This is a genomic window from Massilibacillus massiliensis (assembly GCF_900086705.1).
In the GTDB taxonomy this organism is placed as follows: domain Bacteria; phylum Bacillota; class Negativicutes; order FLKF01; family FLKF01; genus Massilibacillus; species Massilibacillus massiliensis.
In genome coordinates, this window is sequence record NZ_LT575483.1 from 1,969,391 (window position 1) to 1,987,388 (window position 17,998).

The 17,998-nt window shown below is 39.6% G+C and carries 15 protein-coding genes and 1 other annotated feature; of the genes, 2 read left to right on the forward strand and 13 right to left on the reverse strand.

Annotated features, from left to right (window positions below):
- Window positions 1-13: 13 nt before the first annotated feature.
- The 9 genes from BN6559_RS09465 to BN6559_RS09505 all read right to left on the reverse strand — a co-directional run bounded on the left by BN6559_RS09465 (window position 14) and on the right by BN6559_RS09505 (window position 10,976).
- Window positions 14-328, reverse strand: a complete 315-nt coding sequence (locus BN6559_RS09465; protein ID WP_110954482.1) for a hypothetical protein — start codon at window positions 326-328, stop codon at window positions 14-16.
- Between the two features lie 96 nt (window positions 329-424).
- The gene (aroF, locus tag BN6559_RS09470; RefSeq protein WP_110954483.1) at window positions 425-1,441 is read right to left on the reverse strand and encodes a 3-deoxy-7-phosphoheptulonate synthase; all 1,017 of its coding nucleotides are present in this window, start codon (window positions 1,439-1,441) and stop codon (window positions 425-427) included.
- Window positions 1,442-1,470: 29 nt separating this feature from the next.
- The gene (pheA, locus tag BN6559_RS09475; RefSeq protein ID WP_110954484.1) at window positions 1,471-2,337 is read right to left on the reverse strand and encodes a prephenate dehydratase; all 867 of its coding nucleotides are present in this window, start codon (window positions 2,335-2,337) and stop codon (window positions 1,471-1,473) included.
- Between the two features lie 59 nt (window positions 2,338-2,396).
- Window positions 2,397-2,651: a binding site (T-box leader), on the reverse strand.
- 121 nt (window positions 2,652-2,772) lie between these two features.
- Window positions 2,773-4,272, reverse strand: coding sequence for a glycerol kinase GlpK (gene glpK / locus BN6559_RS09480; protein WP_110954485.1), 1,500 nt, complete (start codon window positions 4,270-4,272; stop codon window positions 2,773-2,775).
- 179 nt (window positions 4,273-4,451) lie between these two features.
- Window positions 4,452-5,687, reverse strand: a complete 1,236-nt coding sequence (locus BN6559_RS09485; RefSeq protein ID WP_110954486.1) for an anaerobic glycerol-3-phosphate dehydrogenase subunit C — start codon at window positions 5,685-5,687, stop codon at window positions 4,452-4,454.
- Window positions 5,688-5,697: 10 nt separating this feature from the next.
- Window positions 5,698-6,945: an anaerobic glycerol-3-phosphate dehydrogenase subunit GlpB gene (gene glpB / locus BN6559_RS09490; protein WP_110954487.1), complete on the reverse strand. Its 1,248-nt coding sequence runs from the start codon at window positions 6,943-6,945 to the stop codon at window positions 5,698-5,700.
- Window positions 6,942-8,549, reverse strand: coding sequence for an anaerobic glycerol-3-phosphate dehydrogenase subunit GlpA (gene glpA, locus BN6559_RS09495; RefSeq protein WP_110956357.1), 1,608 nt, complete (start codon window positions 8,547-8,549; stop codon window positions 6,942-6,944). Before glpA ends, glpB begins: the two co-directional genes overlap by 4 nt.
- Window positions 8,550-8,655: 106 nt before the next feature.
- Window positions 8,656-10,155: a glycerol kinase GlpK gene (glpK, locus tag BN6559_RS09500; protein ID WP_110954488.1), complete on the reverse strand. Its 1,500-nt coding sequence runs from the start codon at window positions 10,153-10,155 to the stop codon at window positions 8,656-8,658.
- 86 nt (window positions 10,156-10,241) lie between these two features.
- Window positions 10,242-10,976 carry an MIP/aquaporin family protein gene (locus BN6559_RS09505; RefSeq protein ID WP_110954489.1) on the reverse strand — a complete coding sequence of 245 codons (735 nt, stop codon included), beginning with the start codon at window positions 10,974-10,976 and terminating at the stop codon, window positions 10,242-10,244.
- Window positions 10,977-11,462: 486 nt separating this feature from the next.
- Between BN6559_RS09505 and BN6559_RS09510 the strand changes: the two genes are divergently transcribed.
- Complete coding sequence (locus tag BN6559_RS09510) at window positions 11,463-11,789, forward strand: helix-turn-helix domain-containing protein (protein WP_110954490.1); 327 nt, start codon at window positions 11,463-11,465, stop codon at window positions 11,787-11,789.
- A 191-nt stretch (window positions 11,790-11,980) separates the two neighbouring features.
- Complete coding sequence (locus tag BN6559_RS09515; RefSeq protein ID WP_110954491.1) at window positions 11,981-13,537, forward strand: ABC-F family ATP-binding cassette domain-containing protein; 1,557 nt, start codon at window positions 11,981-11,983, stop codon at window positions 13,535-13,537.
- A gap of 84 nt (window positions 13,538-13,621) precedes the next feature.
- On the opposite strand, the gene BN6559_RS09520 is transcribed toward BN6559_RS09515, so the two are convergent.
- From BN6559_RS09520 to BN6559_RS09535, 4 genes are all read right to left on the reverse strand, one after another.
- Complete coding sequence (locus BN6559_RS09520) at window positions 13,622-14,548, reverse strand: 1-phosphofructokinase family hexose kinase (protein WP_110954492.1); 927 nt, start codon at window positions 14,546-14,548, stop codon at window positions 13,622-13,624.
- Window positions 14,549-14,579: 31 nt separating this feature from the next.
- Entirely contained in the window at window positions 14,580-15,437 is an 858-nt protein-coding gene (locus BN6559_RS09525) for a tagatose bisphosphate family class II aldolase (protein ID WP_110954493.1), read from the reverse strand.
- A gap of 97 nt (window positions 15,438-15,534) precedes the next feature.
- Window positions 15,535-16,575: a galactitol-1-phosphate 5-dehydrogenase gene (locus BN6559_RS09530; protein WP_110954494.1), complete on the reverse strand. Its 1,041-nt coding sequence runs from the start codon at window positions 16,573-16,575 to the stop codon at window positions 15,535-15,537.
- Complete coding sequence (locus BN6559_RS09535) at window positions 16,575-17,960, reverse strand: PTS galactitol transporter subunit IIC (protein ID WP_110954495.1); 1,386 nt, start codon at window positions 17,958-17,960, stop codon at window positions 16,575-16,577. The genes BN6559_RS09530 and BN6559_RS09535 overlap by 1 nt, the downstream gene beginning before the upstream one ends.
- Window positions 17,961-17,998: the final 38 nt, after the last annotated feature.

Below are 17,998 nucleotides of genomic sequence, written 5' to 3' on the forward strand. Positions count from 1 at the left end.
GTGAAACATCTATCTATTCTTTTAAATCTATCTGCATTTCAGAATAACCGTCAAACTGCACCAACAACCCATCCAACGCATTCTCGACGTTCGTCAAGGTTACCTTTGATGCATCATGCCGATTTGTTAAATGAAGATCAAAGCCAAAAATTTGTTTTTCATTGTCCACATACGCACGGTTATTGCCAACATTAATCAATGAAATAACCTTATTCTCAAATAAGCGTTTGGCAATCTCCTTATACAAATCCATGTTATTACTAACAGGTTCTTGCGTTACAATTCCTACGGAAAAAATTCGAGACGTTTCATCGCACGAAACACACATTGTTAACACATCCTCATTCAATTGCTGAAAACACAAGTCGCACTCCACGTTTTCGCCATGTATTATTGTAACATTGATGAGAATGATTTTCAATATTTATAAATTCTCTTCTTTGATAAATTTCGCTAATTTAAATACACTTCGCATAGCTTCCTGATAATTTTCCGGTGTCAGGGACTGTGGTCCATCTGATAAAGCTTTCGATGGATCTGGATGTACTTCAATCATCAGCCCATCTGCGCCGGCAGCCACCGCCGCCATTGCCATAGGTTTTACCATTCTCCATTTTCCTGTACCATGGCTTGGATCCACAATGATTGGCAAATGACTTAAATGCTTCATCGCTGCAATCGCACTTAAATCCAATGTATTGCGCGTGTATTCTTCATAGGTTCTGATCCCGCGTTCACATAATACAACATTATGATTGCCCTCGCTCAGAATATATTCTGCAGCATGCAGCCATTCGTTGATCGTCGCAGCAAGACCACGTTTTAATAAAACCGGTTTATCCCCACGGCCAACCTCTTTTAACAAGCTGAAATTCTGCATGTTACGAGCACCAACCTGCAGCATATCTGCATATTTGGATACGGTTTCTACCGCTTCAACTTCCGTTACTTCCGTCACGACTTTCAATCCTGTCAATTCTCTGGCTTCTGCTAAAAATTTTAAACCTTCTGTTTCAAGCCCCTGAAAAGCATAAGGAGATGTCCGTGGCTTATAGGCCCCACCTCTTAAAAATTGCGCTCCGCCAGCTTTCACAATCTTTGCTGATTCAAACAATTGCTCTCTGCTTTCAACTGCACACGGGCCTGCCATAACAACCAAGTTGCCACCGCCGATTTTCACACCATCTACGTCAACAATACTAGGCGCTGGGTGAAATTCCCTGCTGACTAATTTATAACTTTTTGAAATGGCAACGCTTTTTTCAACACCATCCATTGCATCAATTGCAAGCGTTTCCATTAAACTCTTATCTCCGATTACTCCAATAATTGTTTTCGACTCCCCTTCGACAACATGCGTTTTTAGACCAATTCCCTGTACTCTTTGAATGACAGTTTTAATTTGCTTTGCAGTTGCCCCTGCATTCATAATAATTACCATTTCATTCTACCACCTTTTATTATTTATATCTATTTTTGTTTATCAATTGTTATCACATCAAAAGAGCCTAGATTTTTTACCCACAAACTCTTTTGCTCAACAGCCGCAAGCGCTGCTTTTACATTGTCCTGATCTGTTGCGCCTTCTAAACTTAAGAAGAAGATATATTCACCTAATCCAGTACGTGCTGGTCTAGACTCAATCCGCGTTAAATTGACATTACGTTTCGCAAATTCGAGCAGCACATCACATAGACTTCCGGCTTTTGCACCTTTGATTTGGCAAATGATCGATGTTTTTTCTTTTCCGTATACACCAGACGCATTCGGCTTGGTAAGCATCAAAAAACGCGTACAGTTCGTACGGTTATCCTGAATCTCCGTTGCAACCGTAGTCAATCCATATAACTCCCCTGCTCGTTTGCAGCCGATAACAGCATATCCTTTATAATTCCCTTCAGCAACGATTTTAGCCGCTCGTGCAGTGCTTGAAACTGGTTTAATTTCAGCATTTGGATAATGCGTTTTTATATAACTGCGGCATTGCGCAAGCGGTTGTGGATGGGAAAGAATCGTGGTAATCTCGTCATCTGTATTTTTTACCATCAATTGATTGTGTACTGCCCAAATAAATTCACGCTCAATCTGTAAGTTCACTTCATGTACAAGTGTATCTAACGTGATGTTAATAGAACCTTCAATTGAATTTTCTACCGGAACTACACAATAGTCTATTGCTCCATGCTCTACTGCGCAAATCGCATCATAAATACTCGCATAGGGCATCAATTGCCAGGCATCATCCGATGCGGCTTTTTCAATATTCAAATACTGCGCTAATTCTTCACTATGCGTACCTTGGGGGCCGAGAAAACCTAGTGTTTTTCTCTTTTTCATCAATGCATTGCGCCTCCTTTCAAAAAGCTTTATAGAAATAAAATAAACCCTCATCCTAATAAAAGGACGAGGGTTGAACTCGCGGTACCACCTTAATTATTTGCTATAATAGCAAATCACTTTAAAAGTACGGGCCGTGTTAGCCGATACTCCCCTTCTTGATAACGGAAAGGTGCCGACACCGCCTACAATACATTGTTCAGCGGGTAACTCCAAGGCGAACTTCAGCTTACCTTCTTATATCAGGTTCCCAGCATCCCCGACTCTCTGGAATAATCCAAACTAAGCTTACTTTTCCTCTTCATTGTTTTTTTCTAATTACAATTTTTATCATTGTAACAGATAATTATAATAAACGCAATATTTTTTTAACATTATATATTCATGTTCTTTACGATCGTACTTTTGTTTTTAATGGAAATTTGTGTATAGCATTTATGCCTTATCAACCCATCTCATAACATGAGAAACCGCATTTTGCCAACCACTATAATAAGTTTCCCGCTCATGCTCCGATATTTGTGGTTTAAAACAAGCGTCTCCTTGCCATTTATTTTTCAATTCTTCTGTATCTTTCCAAACGCCAATCGCTAATCCGGCAAAATATGCAGCACCTAATGCAGTTGTTTCTCTAATCCGAGATCGCTTAATAGGAACGCCTAAAATATCCGATTGAAATTGTACCAGCAGATTATTATTACTCGCGCCGCCATCCACTTTTAAATCCTCAATTTTCATTTTCGTATCCGATTCGATCGCCTCCACGACGTCGCGTACCTGATAGGCCATCGCAACCAGCGCAGCTCTAACAATATGTGATTTTGTCGTATCATTTTTCAGACCGATCATCATTCCGCTAGTTTGCATATCCCAATAAGGCGCACTGAGCCCGCGAAACGCCGGCACGAAATATACCCCGCCAGTATCCCCCACTTTTTTAGCCAGCCACTCTGATTCTGCCAGAGTATCCAAAATTCCTAACCCGCTTTTCAACCATTGAATTGCCGCCCCAGCAACGAAAACACTGCCTTCAAGTGCATATGTAATTTCGTTCTTCAACCCCCAAGCAATTGTTGTAATTAACCCATTATTGGATTGATAAAATTTGCTTCCCGTATTCATGAGGAAAAAAGAACCTTCTCCATAAGTATTTTTCGCCATACCCGGATCAAAACACCCCTGTCCAAATAAATCTGCCTGCTGATTACCGGCATCTCCCGCAATCGGTGTCTTCATACCAAAAACCGCTGGATCGGTATATCCATAGACCTCGCTTGAAGAACAAACTTTAGGCAGCATACACTGCGGGATTTTTAAATACCGTAATAGATCCTCGTCCCACTTTAATTCACGCAAATTGTAAAGTAACGTTCTTGATGCATTAGAATAATCTGTCGCAAAAATTTTTCCTCCACTAAGCTTCCACATAATCCACGTATCCACTGTTCCAAAAAGCAGCTTTCCATCTTCTGCACGCTGCTTTGCACCTGTTACATGATCCAAAATCCAACGTATTTTACTACCGGAAAAATACGAATTGATAATCAGCGACGTTTTTTGCCTAAACTCCTCTTCCAATCCCATGCTTCGCAAGTTACAGCAAATATCCTCCGTCTGTCGCGACTGCCAGCTGATGGCATTATAAATCGGTCTTCCCGTAAACCTGTCCCATATCACAGTCGTCTCTCGCTGATTTGTTATTCCGATTGCTACAATGTCTTCTTTTTTTATTCCCGATTTTTCAATTGCCTCCTGCACCACCAGCAGTTGGGTACTCCAAATCTCCTCGGCATCTTGCTCCACCCAGCCGGGCTGGGGGTGGAGTGACACAATCTCTTTTTGCGCTACTGACACAATATTTGAGTCGTTATCAAAAATAACGGCTCGGTTTTTCATCGTGCCTGCATCCAAAGCCAATACATACCCTTTTTTCATGCCAAAATCTCCCTCATCATGACTGAAAAATTCTCTGTTTTATTCCAAGTCTGGGGTACCAAAAATAAGATGAATATAACGATTCATCTTATTTTTCATTCTACTTATACTCTTATGGAATATTATACCATGTCATGAATGATAATATCAAAACAAATGAGAAATAAAATTTAAACTTTCTATTTTTTATCTATTCGATTGCTTAAACCATATGCTAGATTAAGCACTTCTATCGGGTGCACTGCCCGAACTCCAGTTGCATGCTCTATCTGAACCCGACATGTTCCACAGTCGGAAATCACGCGATCCGCTACTGACGCCTTAATACGATGAAAAAGTTCCCTGCCCACGTCCATTGATATCTCATATTTATCTGCCTTAAATCCATAATTTCCCGAGATTCCACAACAGCCCGCATCCGCATTTTCAACGTTACTATGTGGAATAAGTGACAACAATTCAAGTGCCGGTGCCCCAATCCCTTGCACACGTAAATGGCACGGTGCATGATAAATATAGTGCTCAGTTAATTTATTAAAATTTTGATTCAAACGATTTTTATCATATAAATCCAATAAAAATTCACACGCGTCATAAATTAATGCCGCGTTTCTATCGACATCCGGCAAATCAAACAACTCCGCATATTCTTGTTTAAGCATCAAAGAACAGCTTGTGCAGCAAGTCAGAATCGGATAATTTTTATCTGCCCATTTACGAAGAATTGCAGTATTTTTAGACGCCTTTTTTTTCGCTTCCTCTAAGTAACCTGTAACAACTAAAGGTGAACCACAGCAAACAAATTCTTCATCAACAATAACTTCATAATGATTCTGCTGCATAACTCGTACGAGTGCAAGACCGACTTCCGGATTGTTCTCATTAACGAAGCATCCTGGGAAAAATACCACTTTATCGGCATACGCAACCTGCTCTATTTCCCGAAATTGATGAAGAAATGATTTTTTTGCATAGCTGGGCATAGGACGCTCCGATGCAATTCCCACCATTTTAAACATCCCTGATTTCCGTCCGATTTCTGCTCCTAAATTCGCAAAAAAAGCCCCCAACGGCAGTCTTCGTGCCATTTTTATCATCAGCTCACTATGCGCCAAAATATAATCTCTTAAAGAATGCCTGTGCGTTTTATAATATTCACCACGCTGCAACATATTTAAAGTCGATATGGCCACCCCAGAGGGGCAGGAAATATCACAATTCTTGCAATTTGAGCAAAACTCAAGCGATGCTTCATCATCCTCTTCTGCAAAATGCATTCTGCTTTGCGCGGGGCCAACAAGTTTGGGCCCCTTGAATTTCCGAGTTGCAGCAGTTACTGGGCAGGCAATCATACAGGATGTACAAGCAGTACAATAGTCTGCAGTCCCCTTAGGATTTTCTTCTAATGTGCTCATGATGCGCCTCCTATATTGACATTGCTGCCTGATAAGCAGATACTAATGCCACACCATTTCCTGATTGCTCAAAACAAAAATCATATCCACCAAGATTCCGTCCGACAACGAAAACATTTTTAAACAAGCAGTTTTCCTGTGCATCTAATGGACGCATCTGCTGATCTGTAGATATTCCAACCAATGCAAAAGGCTGCTTTTGTGAAGAAAAAATCTTCTCATTTGCCCATTGATCTGCAGCCCCATCAAACTGAACTGGAATATCAAAAATAGCTTCTTCTATTTCTCCAAAGTTCTCCATCTTCAAACCACCGCCATAAAAACCACCGGTTGCCAAAATAAAATGATCTGCCGCATAACTTTTTTCTCTACTTGTACTCTTTGCTTTAACAGCTATACAAACAGCTTCTTTCATCTGCGCACGCATGACCTTGCAGTTTTCAATAATATCGACATGATGTTTCTTTAAATACCTCAGCAGCATGCTTCGCATTCTCATACCATTTACCGATGGCGGCAAGCCGGTACATTCGACAACTTCACATTGCAACTCTTCTTGTAAACGTTCCCAAATCTCATAGACTGGACGTACGCCTAAAACCTGCGGTAAAACGATAACGCAATCAGAACTTGCCACCTTACGCAACTGCTGTATAAACGTTTCGTAACCTTCTTTCGTATGCAGCCAACGAGCAATATCAAGGCTTGTTAAATCTCTACCGTCCTCCAAATCAGTAAAAATCATAATCGATTTAAACTGATTTTCTTCTCCCAGCGTCTTTTGTAGATTCTCCTGCATCATATCGATATAATGATCTTTTAAGCCAGTAAATCCAACCAAAACAATGGTCTTCCGTTTTAAGCATACATTCCCCTGCATACTGCGCGGTACAAGACAAGATGGTTTCATGGTTCCCAAAGCAGTTACCACCCATTGATGCTCTGAAAGACTACCACAATAAGGATATTTTTCCGCCTTGCACAGTGTCAAAAAAAACGCGATCGCTTCTTCTATCACCTTTATTCCAACTCTTTTATATGGATGTTGTTCTGGCAACGCTGTAATTCCCTCTGCTGGAGAAGCACAAACCAGCTCATCAATTGGATTTGCCAAAATATCAATTAAGCCGCTATTTAAAGGAAATGAACCCGAACCATAGGTCAACAAAGTTACTTTTTTACCCCGCTTCGCACTGACTGCTGCTGCCATCAAGCCGGCAAATCCACCACCAATCACAATTACATCAGACTTTCTCATTGCGGAGTTCCTCCCTTCACATTGAATCCGACGCCGTATATTCCTCTCGTTATCTCTATTTCTCGCAATGCATTTCCCCAAAGAATAGGTCGAATCCCTTTCCAACGTGCTTGTAAAAAATCCTCTAACTGCTGCAGAGAGTTTTGTTTTCCTGAAATTTTCTCAAAACGTGATAGGACCCCAACACTACGCATCGCACAAAAAATCCCTTGACAAGTTCCCATTCCCATTCTTGTTTTCCGCCGAATATCACTCACTGTATAACTAGTTCCTTCTTGCATGACTTCTTCAATTTCTGCTAATGTTACATTCTCACATTCACAAATCAACTGACGCTCTTGTGGATTTCCTTCTAGCCGCTTCACTACACGTTGAAAGCGTTCTTCTCCCAATCGATTTGCAGCCAGCGCAGTTCCGTAGGCGGGAAAGTACTTTTTCGCCTTGCGTTTCAACTGCTCTGATACATCCTGAATTAAAGGTTCCTGCGCAGTACGGCATACTGCAGATATTTGTAATTTCTCACAAACCAGATCCGTTAATCTTTCTGCCATAAGACGATAAGTCGTAAATTTTCCGCCTGTAATCGTAATCATTCCATATAATCCATCTTCTGCATGGTCTAAAATAACAAAACCTCTCGAAGCACCGCGTCCCTTACCGCCTGACGAACTATATAGAGGTCTGGAACCGGCAAATACTCTCAAAACACGATATTTACGCAAGTTTTCAAAAGTTTTTTCACCAATTTGCAACAAACTTTCTATTTCTCTAAAAGATGAACTCGTATCTTCAGGGTTCTCTACTGCCATAGAAGTTGTGCCCAAAATTGTGATGGAGCCATGCGGGACAAATATATCTCCGTCGGCAGGTACATGCAATCGATTTACGATCCGACTCGTAATTCTTTGGTTAAATGCAATTAATGTTCCCTTATCGGGTTGTACACGCACATCAAGCCCAGCGAGTGCAGCAATTTTTCCAGACCACGGGCCCGCTGCATTGACTACAAATTCACAATAAATAAAATAAGTTCTCCCTGTAAACTGCTCCAGAACTTCAACGCCGGTTACTTTACCATTTTCTGAAAAAATTTTTATAACCTCTGTATAAGTTTTAATACGTCCACCATACCGCCTCGCAGAATCTATGTTTTGCCACGCCATGCGAAAACCATCAATTGCAGCATCAGGCACTCTGTATGCCGACACAATTTTATGTGATAAATTCGGCTCCAACTGGCAAGCCTCTTGCGGTGAAATTGCAACTGCATCTATTCCACTATTCCTGCATCCTTCCACCCACTTTTTTTCAAATTCCACATCATCCTCCGGTAAACGGACAAATAAACCTTCTGTTGCCTCCACACAGGACTTTCCAATCTTTCGTAAAATCTCATTTTCTTCTATGCATTCTCTAGCCGCTTCCTGATCCTTTACAGCGTAACGTGCTCCACTATGCAAAAGTCCATGATAGCGGGAACTGGTTCCATTGACCATATCCAGCTTCTCTAAAAGTAATACATCGACGCCACGCATAGCTAAATCACGCAATATTCCAACGCCGGTTGCTCCACCGCCGATAACAATTACCGTCGCTCTCTCCATGATTACATCCCCTTTATTCACCTTATAAGCGAGCAGAAAGGATCCTCTTGTGAAATTATCCAAGAGAATCCTCCCAGCATGATCTGTTCATGCCTTACAATCAAAATTATTCGGCTTCTTCCCAATGCATGGAATGTTTCACTGCACGCTGCCATCCACGATAAAGTTTATCCGCTTTTTCTTTTTCCATTTCTGGCGTAAAACAATTATCTAGCATCCACTTCTTACTTAATTCGGAATAATCTTTCCAAACTCCAACCGCCAGACCCGCAAGATAAGCTGCGCCTAATGCAGTAGTCTCAATCACCTTTGGACGTTCTACCGGAACACCTAAAATATCGGACTGAAACTGCATTAATAAATTATTTGCACAAGCGCCGCCATCTACTTTCAAGGCTTTAAGCTTGATCCCGGCGTCTTCTTCCATCGCATTTAAAACATCCCGCGTCTGGTACGCCATAGAATCTAACGTAGCTCTGACAATATGTGCTTTTTTTGTACCGCGTGTCAACCCAATAATCGTACCGCGTGCCTGCATATCCCAATAAGGCGCACCAAGTCCCACAAAAGCAGGTACTACATAAACACCGCCCGTATCAGGAACTTTCTTCGCAATCCATTCCGAATCAGAAGCAGCCTCAATCATATGCAGACCATCTCTGAGCCATTGAACAGAAGATCCCGCGATAAAGATACTTCCCTCCAGCGCGTAATTAATTTTTCCATCAATCCCCCATGCAATCGTTGTAACTAATCCATTCTCTGAGGGATGCATTTTTTCGCCTGTATTCATTAACATAAAACAGCCTGTTCCATACGTGTTCTTTGCCATACCAGACTCAAAGCAATTCTGCCCAAACAGCGCAGCCTGCTGATCTCCTGCTACTCCTGCCAATGGTACGTTAGCACCAAATATCCCCGGATCTGTATATCCATAAATTTCACTGGAATTTCTTACTTCTGGCAGCATGTTAGCTGGTATTTCAAGATATCCTAAAAGCGCTTCATCCCATTTCAATTCTTTTATGTTATATAATAAAGTCCTCGATGCATTAGAATAATCTGTCACATGAATCTTTCCACCGCTCAATTTCCAAAGAAGCCATGTATCAATTGTGCCAAAAAGCAATTCTCCATTTTCCGCTTTTTCTCTGGCACCTTCAATATGATCAAGAATCCATCTGATTTTCGTGCCAGAAAAATAGGCGTCAATGACCAATCCGGTTTTTTCTTTAAATTCTTTTTCTAATCCGTTTTTCTTTAATTCATTACTAATTCCAGCAGTTTGTCTGGATTGCCAGACAATTGCATTATAAATAGGTCTTCCTGTCGCCCGTTCCCAGATAACCGTCGTTTCCCGTTGATTGGTGATTCCAATCGCAGCAATATCACTTTCTAATATGCCAGCCCGCTCAACCGCTTCTTTGGCTACAGTAATCTGCGTACTCCAAATTTCCTCAGCATCGTGTTCAACCCAGCCCGGCTTTGGAAAAATTTGTGTAAATTCTCGTTGTGCCATGGCTATAATATTTGACTCATGATCAAAAATAATCGCACGATTACTGGTAGTTCCGGCATCCAGTGCCATCACATATTTGGTTGCCATTTCGCTTCACTCCCCATTCCATTTTATAGATTTTAAAGATAATATTCTCAATGTTTAGAATATTAAGAATTTATGTAGATTAAAATTTATATAATTGCAAATATTTTGGCTATCCATACTGCCGCTACAGCACCAGCCATCGGTGCAACAATGGGAACCCAAGAATAACTCCAATCAGAATCACCTTTGCCGGAAATCGGTAAAATTGCATGTGCAATACGCGGTCCAAGGTCACGAACTGGATTTACAGCATATCCTGTAGGCCCGCAAAACGACAACCCCACTGCCCAGACTGCTAATCCAGCCATATACGTACCCATTCCTGGAATAAATCCATTGGTCCCGGAAACGAATTTATTGCCAAAAGATATGAAAATAAGGAACAGCAGCATACTGGCAAGAAATTCACAAAGCGCATTTGCACCATAATTCCGGATCGCAGGAATCGTACAAAAAACCCCCAACTTTGTAGCCTTATCTTCCGTAGCCTCCCAATGTGGCAAATAAGCAAGCCAAACAATCGTTGCGCCAACAATTCCGCCGAGAAGCTGTGCAATCATAATTTGAATTGCGACGGATAATGAATATGTTCCCATCAATAATTTGTAGAAAGTTACTGCTGTATTCAAGTCTCCTGTATTTCCGACGGCAAGCCCGCAACTGATTCCCATAACCACTGCCATTCCCCATCCTGTATAAACAACAATGGGTCCACCACCAAGACCTTTTGATTTTTTTAAAGATACATTGGCCACAACTCCACAACCAAAGGCTAATAGTACTGCAGTTCCGATAAATTCTCCTAATAAGACTCCATCCATTTTTCATGCCCCCCTATTCAGTTTAATGAATTTTCATAAACATAGGTCATACACACAGATTTTTAATATTCAGAATATTCAGCGGTTTAAATCTCTTTTACTTCACACTCCTTTTTCAGAAATTCATCACCTGAAACTTCTCAGCTTCCTTCACCGACATTTTGATTTTAAAAACTAAATATTGTATTTAATATAAATATTATCATAATATTTCGTACTGTCAATACGTAATTTCGTAAAATATTTTATATTATTATGTTTTTTCGTTTTGTCATTTACTTACTTTAAAATATATCTTATGATATAATATAAATGTTTTATTTTATAAATTAACCACTTTTCCTTCACACAACATCAGATAAAATCGGCTGTAGCAGCGATAAGTATTTTATCTGTCTGCATATAAAATTTGCTAAGTTATCTGTATACGCGTGAACTAAAATGTTAGAGCGTATCAGAACTTAGAATAAGAAGGTGTATACTATTTTGACTCGAGAGGATTATATTAAATCGCTTATAAAATCGCATGGTTATAATTTAAAAGAATTTGCCACGCAAATTAACATGCCCTACACAACTTTATTATCTATTTTAAACGGATCCATTGGCGGTGCGGCTGTGGATAATGTATTAAAAATCTGCCATGCGCTCCATATAAAAATTGAAGACTTGGATCACTTCGGAACAGAAGCTCAAATTCTGCCTAATCATCAAAAAGATGAACAAGATATTGATCCCTTTCTGTTAAAACTCATCCGTGAACTTTCTCCTGAGAAACGCATTGCACTTAAAATACTTTTAACACATATGTAATTTGATAAAACAAAGAGAGGATGATGCACCAAAAAACTGCATCATCCTCTCTTTGTTTTATTACAACGAAATACGCAAATTCTCATAAACTTCTCTATTGCTTTTCCATTATATAAATAAATATTTGCTTTTCCACAGATAATACGATATTCTACAATAAATATAATTATTTTAATAGATAGGTGGCTACGATGAGCGTATTAAATGTAGAAAATGTATCACATGGTTTTGGTGCAAGAACCATTTTGGAGGACGCTTCCTTCCGATTATTAAAAGGTGAACATGTTGGGTTGATCGGAGCAAATGGCGAGGGAAAATCAACCTTTCTAAATATTATTACCGGGCAATTACAGCCCGATCAAGGAAAAGTCACTTGGTCAAATCGTGTAACTGTTGGTTATTTAGATCAGCATGCTGTGCTAAAAAAAGGAATGAGCATTCGTGAAGTACTCCGTACGGCTTTCGATGAAATGTACAAATTAGAAGCCGAAATGATCGGAATTTACGATAAGATGGGTGACGCTGCTTCAGACGAACTCGACAAAATGATGACGGATGTCGGCGAAATTCAAGATATTTTAGACCACAACAGTTTTTATATGATCGACGCGAAAATTGAAGAAATCGCCAATGGTCTTGGCTTACGTGATATCGGACTGGATAAAGACGTAACGGATCTTAGCGGCGGACAACGCACAAAAGTCTTATTAACAAAACTTTTATTGCAAAACCCTACGATTTTAATTCTCGATGAACCGACAAACTATTTAGATGTAGAGCATATTGACTGGCTGACGAATTATTTGAAAAACTATGAGAATGCTTTCATTCTCGTATCACATGATATCGCATTTTTAAATAATGTAATCAACGTCATTTATCATGTTGAAAATGCCACTTTAACACGATATACCGGCGACTATACACAATTTCAAGCGATGCATGAAATGCGTAAAAAACAAGAAAATGCTGCGTTTGAACGACAACAGCAGGAAATTGACCGTTTAGAAGATTTCATTGCCAGAAATAAAGCCCGTGTTGCTACACGCGGCATGGCAAACAGCCGGCAAAAACGTTTAGACAAAATGGAAATCATCGAAAAACCAAAAGAAAAGCCAAAACCTCATTTTCATTTTAAAGAAGCAAGAACACCAAGTCGTTTCGTAATCGAAGCCAAGCAGCTTGTACTCGGTTATGACGAACCACTCACAAAGCCCGTCGATATCGTACTTGAACGCGGACAAAAGATTGCCATTCGCGGCGTAAATGGCTTAGGTAAAACTACATTACTTAAAACATTACTTGGAAAAATCCAACCAATTTCCGGTAAAATAGAACTCGGTGAATTTTTAGAACCAGGTTATTTTGAGCAAGAATCTAGCCGCGACAATGATAATACAGCGCTTGAAGATGTTTGGGCCCAGTATCCCGGCATGAGTAACTACGAAGTACGTGCCGCACTCGCTAACTGTGGTTTAACCAACGAACACATCACCAGTAAAATGATGGTTTTAAGCGGCGGCGAAGCTGCCAAAGTCCGCCTGTGCAAAGTTATGCAAAGCAAGATTAATTTACTGGTATTAGATGAACCGACAAACCACTTAGATGTGGAAGCAAAGGAAGAGCTAAAACGCGCCTTAATGGATTTTAAAGGCACAATTCTCCTCGTATCCCATGAACCTGAATTTTATGAAGGCTGGGTAACCGATGTATGGAACGTCGAAGGTTGGACAACAAAAATCGTTTAAAGATAAAAAATCAGGGAATGTAAAATCGTTTTCAATTACTGTAAACGATTTTACATTCCCTTTTTCTTATCATGTACATAATGCTTAGATTTCTTTGATGATAATGTGCTGAAGTAAATCATCAACTACACTTTTTCTAACAAATCCACTTTCTTCTTCCAAGGCATTTGCAGTTCCGCAGGCAGAAGCAAATTTAAGTGCATCCAGTAGCGGATATTCTTTCTGCACAGCAACTGCCATGCCAGCTACATAGGCATCTCCCGAGCCGATTGGATTTATCGCTTTTACGTTTGGTACATCTACTTTATATATTTTGTCCCTATATCCAATAACAGCTCCATCGGCACCTAAAGATATGACAACGATTTGAATACCAAATTGAAGAAAATTTCTTATTTCATTTATTGCATCATGGATATTTCGAATCTTCCGTCCAGTCAGCGCTTCAACTTCATCCTGATTAGGCTTAATAAAATAGGGCTTAGCTTGTATCCCATTTTTTAAAAGTTCACCACTTGCATCTAAAAATACTTTTTTTCCATACTCCTTGGCAATTCCCGTTAAAAGCTCATAAAAATCATTTGGCACATTTTTAGGAGCACTTCCTGAAATAACAACAATTTCGACCGCATGAATCAGTTCACTATATGTATCGATAAAATACTGCTGATCAGCAGCAGTAATTTCTGGTCCTGGTTCTAATATTTCTGTTTGTATTCCATCATCCGAAATAAAAGCCAAACACGATCGTGTCTCTCCTTGGATTTTTACAAAGTCTTGTTTTATTCCGTACGCTCTTAATTTTTCTTCAATAAAAGTTCCCGTTTTTCCTCCAAGAAATCCTGTCACAATACACGCTTCATCTAAAATGGTCATGACATTTGCAACATGGATTCCTTTTCCGCCGGGTGTATTCTCAACATGCTTCGCTCTTATCACTTTACCTTTGGCAATATCGGCAATTTCATAACGTTTGTCCATCGAAGCATTTAAATTCACCACTAAAACCATTTACCTATCCTCCTATGATGTCTAAGGCTATCTAATATCGATCAGAACTGCCACATATTTTAATTTTATGCTGCACAATTTTTTTCATTGCCTCTTTTGCCGGTGTTAAATATTTTCTAGGATCATTGGCGTTTGGATTTTGGATAAAGTAATCTTTTATTGCATTAGAAAATGGAATTTTTAGATCAGTAGCAATATTTACTTTGCAAATCCCCATTGAAATTGCCTGCTCTACTAACGCATCCGGTACATCAGAAGCTCCATGTAATACCAATGGAATCCTTACTTTTTCTCTAATTTTTTGCAAACGTTCAAAATCTAGTTTCGGTTTTCCTTTATATAATCCATGTGCTGTACCAATAGCAATAGCCAGGGAATCAATTCCTGTTCTCCGGGCAAAAGTTGCTGCATCCTCAGGATTGGTATACATGCTGTCTTTTTCATCTACAACCAAGTCGTCTTCTATCCCAACGAGTTTACCAAGTTCGGCTTCTACCGTTGCATCGTATCGATGTGCATAAGCTACCACGTCTTTTACTTTTGCAATATTCTCCTCAAAGGCTTCTTTTGAAGCATCCATCATGCATGATTTAAAGCCCACATCAATCGCCTGTTTGATTTTTGAAATGTCTTCAAAATGATCTAAATGAATTGCAATTGGAGTATCCGTGTTTTTTGCGGCCGAGTTTGCCATTGCTACCACATACTCAGCTCGTGCATAATCAATCGTTGATGGTGTTACCGCAATAATAACCGGTGACTTCATTTCTTTTGCAGTGTCAGCAACAACTTGCAACGTTTCTAAGTTATGAATATTAAACGCAGGTACTGCATATTTATTTTTTTGTGCATTCATTAACATTTCTCTGGTCGATACGATTGTTTTCATTTACAAAACCTCCTGAAATTTAAAGAATAAAGGCTCTCCTTTGCTAGCTTTGTGAATTCTCACTTAGCCTATTGGGTGAGCCTTTAATTTTAGCTATTTAAAAAACATACATTACCTTTAAAGATTTTTCATCCTTACTGAGCATTGTTTCAAAAGCTTTATACCCATCTTCTAATTTAAATTTATGCGTTATCATATCATCCACTTTGATTTTTCCGGAATCCAAATACTCAACGGCTGCTGTCCACTCTGTACCAGGAAACGGTGCAGAATAACTCATCCATGAACCAGTTACCTGCAGCTCACCACGTAAAATCAATTCAAAGTTTTTTGCTTCAATGTTTACATCATTGTGCGCCGTACCTACATAAACAATCGTGCCTAATTTATTTACCAGCGTTAATACTTCATTCTGAATAAAGTTAATACCAGCAGTTTCAAAAATATAATCAACTTTTCCATGCGCAGAAAAATATTCTTTTACGTTTGTATGCAATGGATTGATCGTTTTATAAGCGCCCAAATTTCTAGCCAACCCTAACTTATAATCATCAATGTCTATCACATATACTTTTCCTATGCCTTTTGCTAATAAACATTGCATCACCAAAATACCAATCGTACCACAGCCATAGACAATTGCTTTTTTACCACCTTGAATCGTTGCTCTTTCCACCCCATGAATGGCAACAGTGATTGGTTCTATACATGCCGCTTGCGCATAGCTTACTTTTTCCGATATTTTTATAACATTTTTACTTGGTACAACAACGTATTCTGCCATTGCGCCATTTTCTCGGGAACCAATAAAGGAATACTGTGTACACATTGCAGGTTTTCCCTTTTGACAGTTTTCACATTTTTCACAGGGAATGAGCGGCGCCGCTGTCACCCGATCTCCGATCTTACAATTGGCTACCTTGTATCCGACTTGCACAATATCTCCAGAAAACTCGTGTCCAATGACAATAGGATACTGATGCACGCCACCATCTTTTGCTCTTGGGATATCAGAACCGCAAATCCCACACGCTCTTACTTTAATCAACACTTTATCAGCTGTTACTTCAGGTTTTGGGATATCTTGATAAACAAGTTTTTTCATACCTTCTACAACCAATGCTTTCATTGTTGCCATTATTTAGCCATCCCCTTTTGAACTTCCCTAACCTCAGCAACAGCCATTTTCTGTTGTCCTTTTTTATACCAAAAATAAGTAAATACGACACAAGCAAGATAAAAACCGCCAACACAAAGGAGTCCAGTTACATTTGTTGTATGGAATACTTGCGTTAAAATATAAGTAATGGGGCTGCCACCTTGGTCAAGAGAGGCAATTTTCGCACTTGCATCTGTCAATTGGCCTGCATTTTTTGCTAATATTGTATGTAAACCAATCGTCTGGTTTGCTATCCAAATTGTAAAACTCATGACCACCGAGCCAGTAATGATGGTTCTAAACAAATTTCCACCATGAACCCCAACCGCCATTGCTACAAAGAAACCAATCGTTGCTAAATCACCAAAAGGAAGAATTTGATTTCCGGGAATAATTGCTGCTAAAAATATCGTAATTGGAATAAACAAAAGCGAAGCTGTTACCACGACCGGGTCCCCAAGTAGCAATGCACAATCAAGGCCAATGTAGAATTTACTATTTTTAAAACGCTTTTGTAACATTGCTTTTGCTGCTTCTGAAACAGGAAGCAACCCGGTCATAATATGTTTTACTACCTGTGGCATAAGAATGATAACCGAGGCCATTTGAATACCCAACGTTAAGATTCCCCGTACATCATATCCTGCAAGAATCCCAATCATAACGCCCATAATGGCTCCCATAATTGCAGGGTCACCAATAACACCAAATCGTTTTTCGATTTGCCCCGGATTAATGTTAATATCTTTAATCACTGGAATTCTATCTAATAAACAATTAATGGGTACTGAAATTGGTGCGAGGTAACCAGTTGTACCATGTGGCAACGCAATGCCCTCTAATCCGAAATAATCTTCTGCAATTGGTGCAAACCAATCGCCCAGCTTATAAGCAAATGCCGCATGTAGGATAACCCCGACAATACCAAGGGCATAGCTACCGGTTGCAATATGAACCAGTGCACCTGTAAAAGCAAAATGCCAAATATTCCAAATATCAATATTAACGACTCTCGTCATTCTTAATGCCAGCATGACCAGGTTGACTGCAATAGCAACTGGAATTGCAACCAATGCAATATCGCTTGCCCATGTCATGGGTGAAGACCCCGGCCAACCAATATCAATGATACTCATGCTAATACCAAAGTTTTCAGACATGGCAACTGCAGCCTTTGCCAAATTATTTAGCATTAAACTAATTACCAATCCAATACCAATAAAACCAATGCCAATCGAAATACCAGACTTTAAAGCTTTACCAATGGATTGCCCTAAGCATAACGCTACAATAAAAATAACAATTGGCAGCATAACTGCCGGTCCCAAATCTACAAAGTACTGTACAAAAGATAATATTTCCATTATAAATGCACCCTCCCATAAGTTTTATTAGAGTTAAA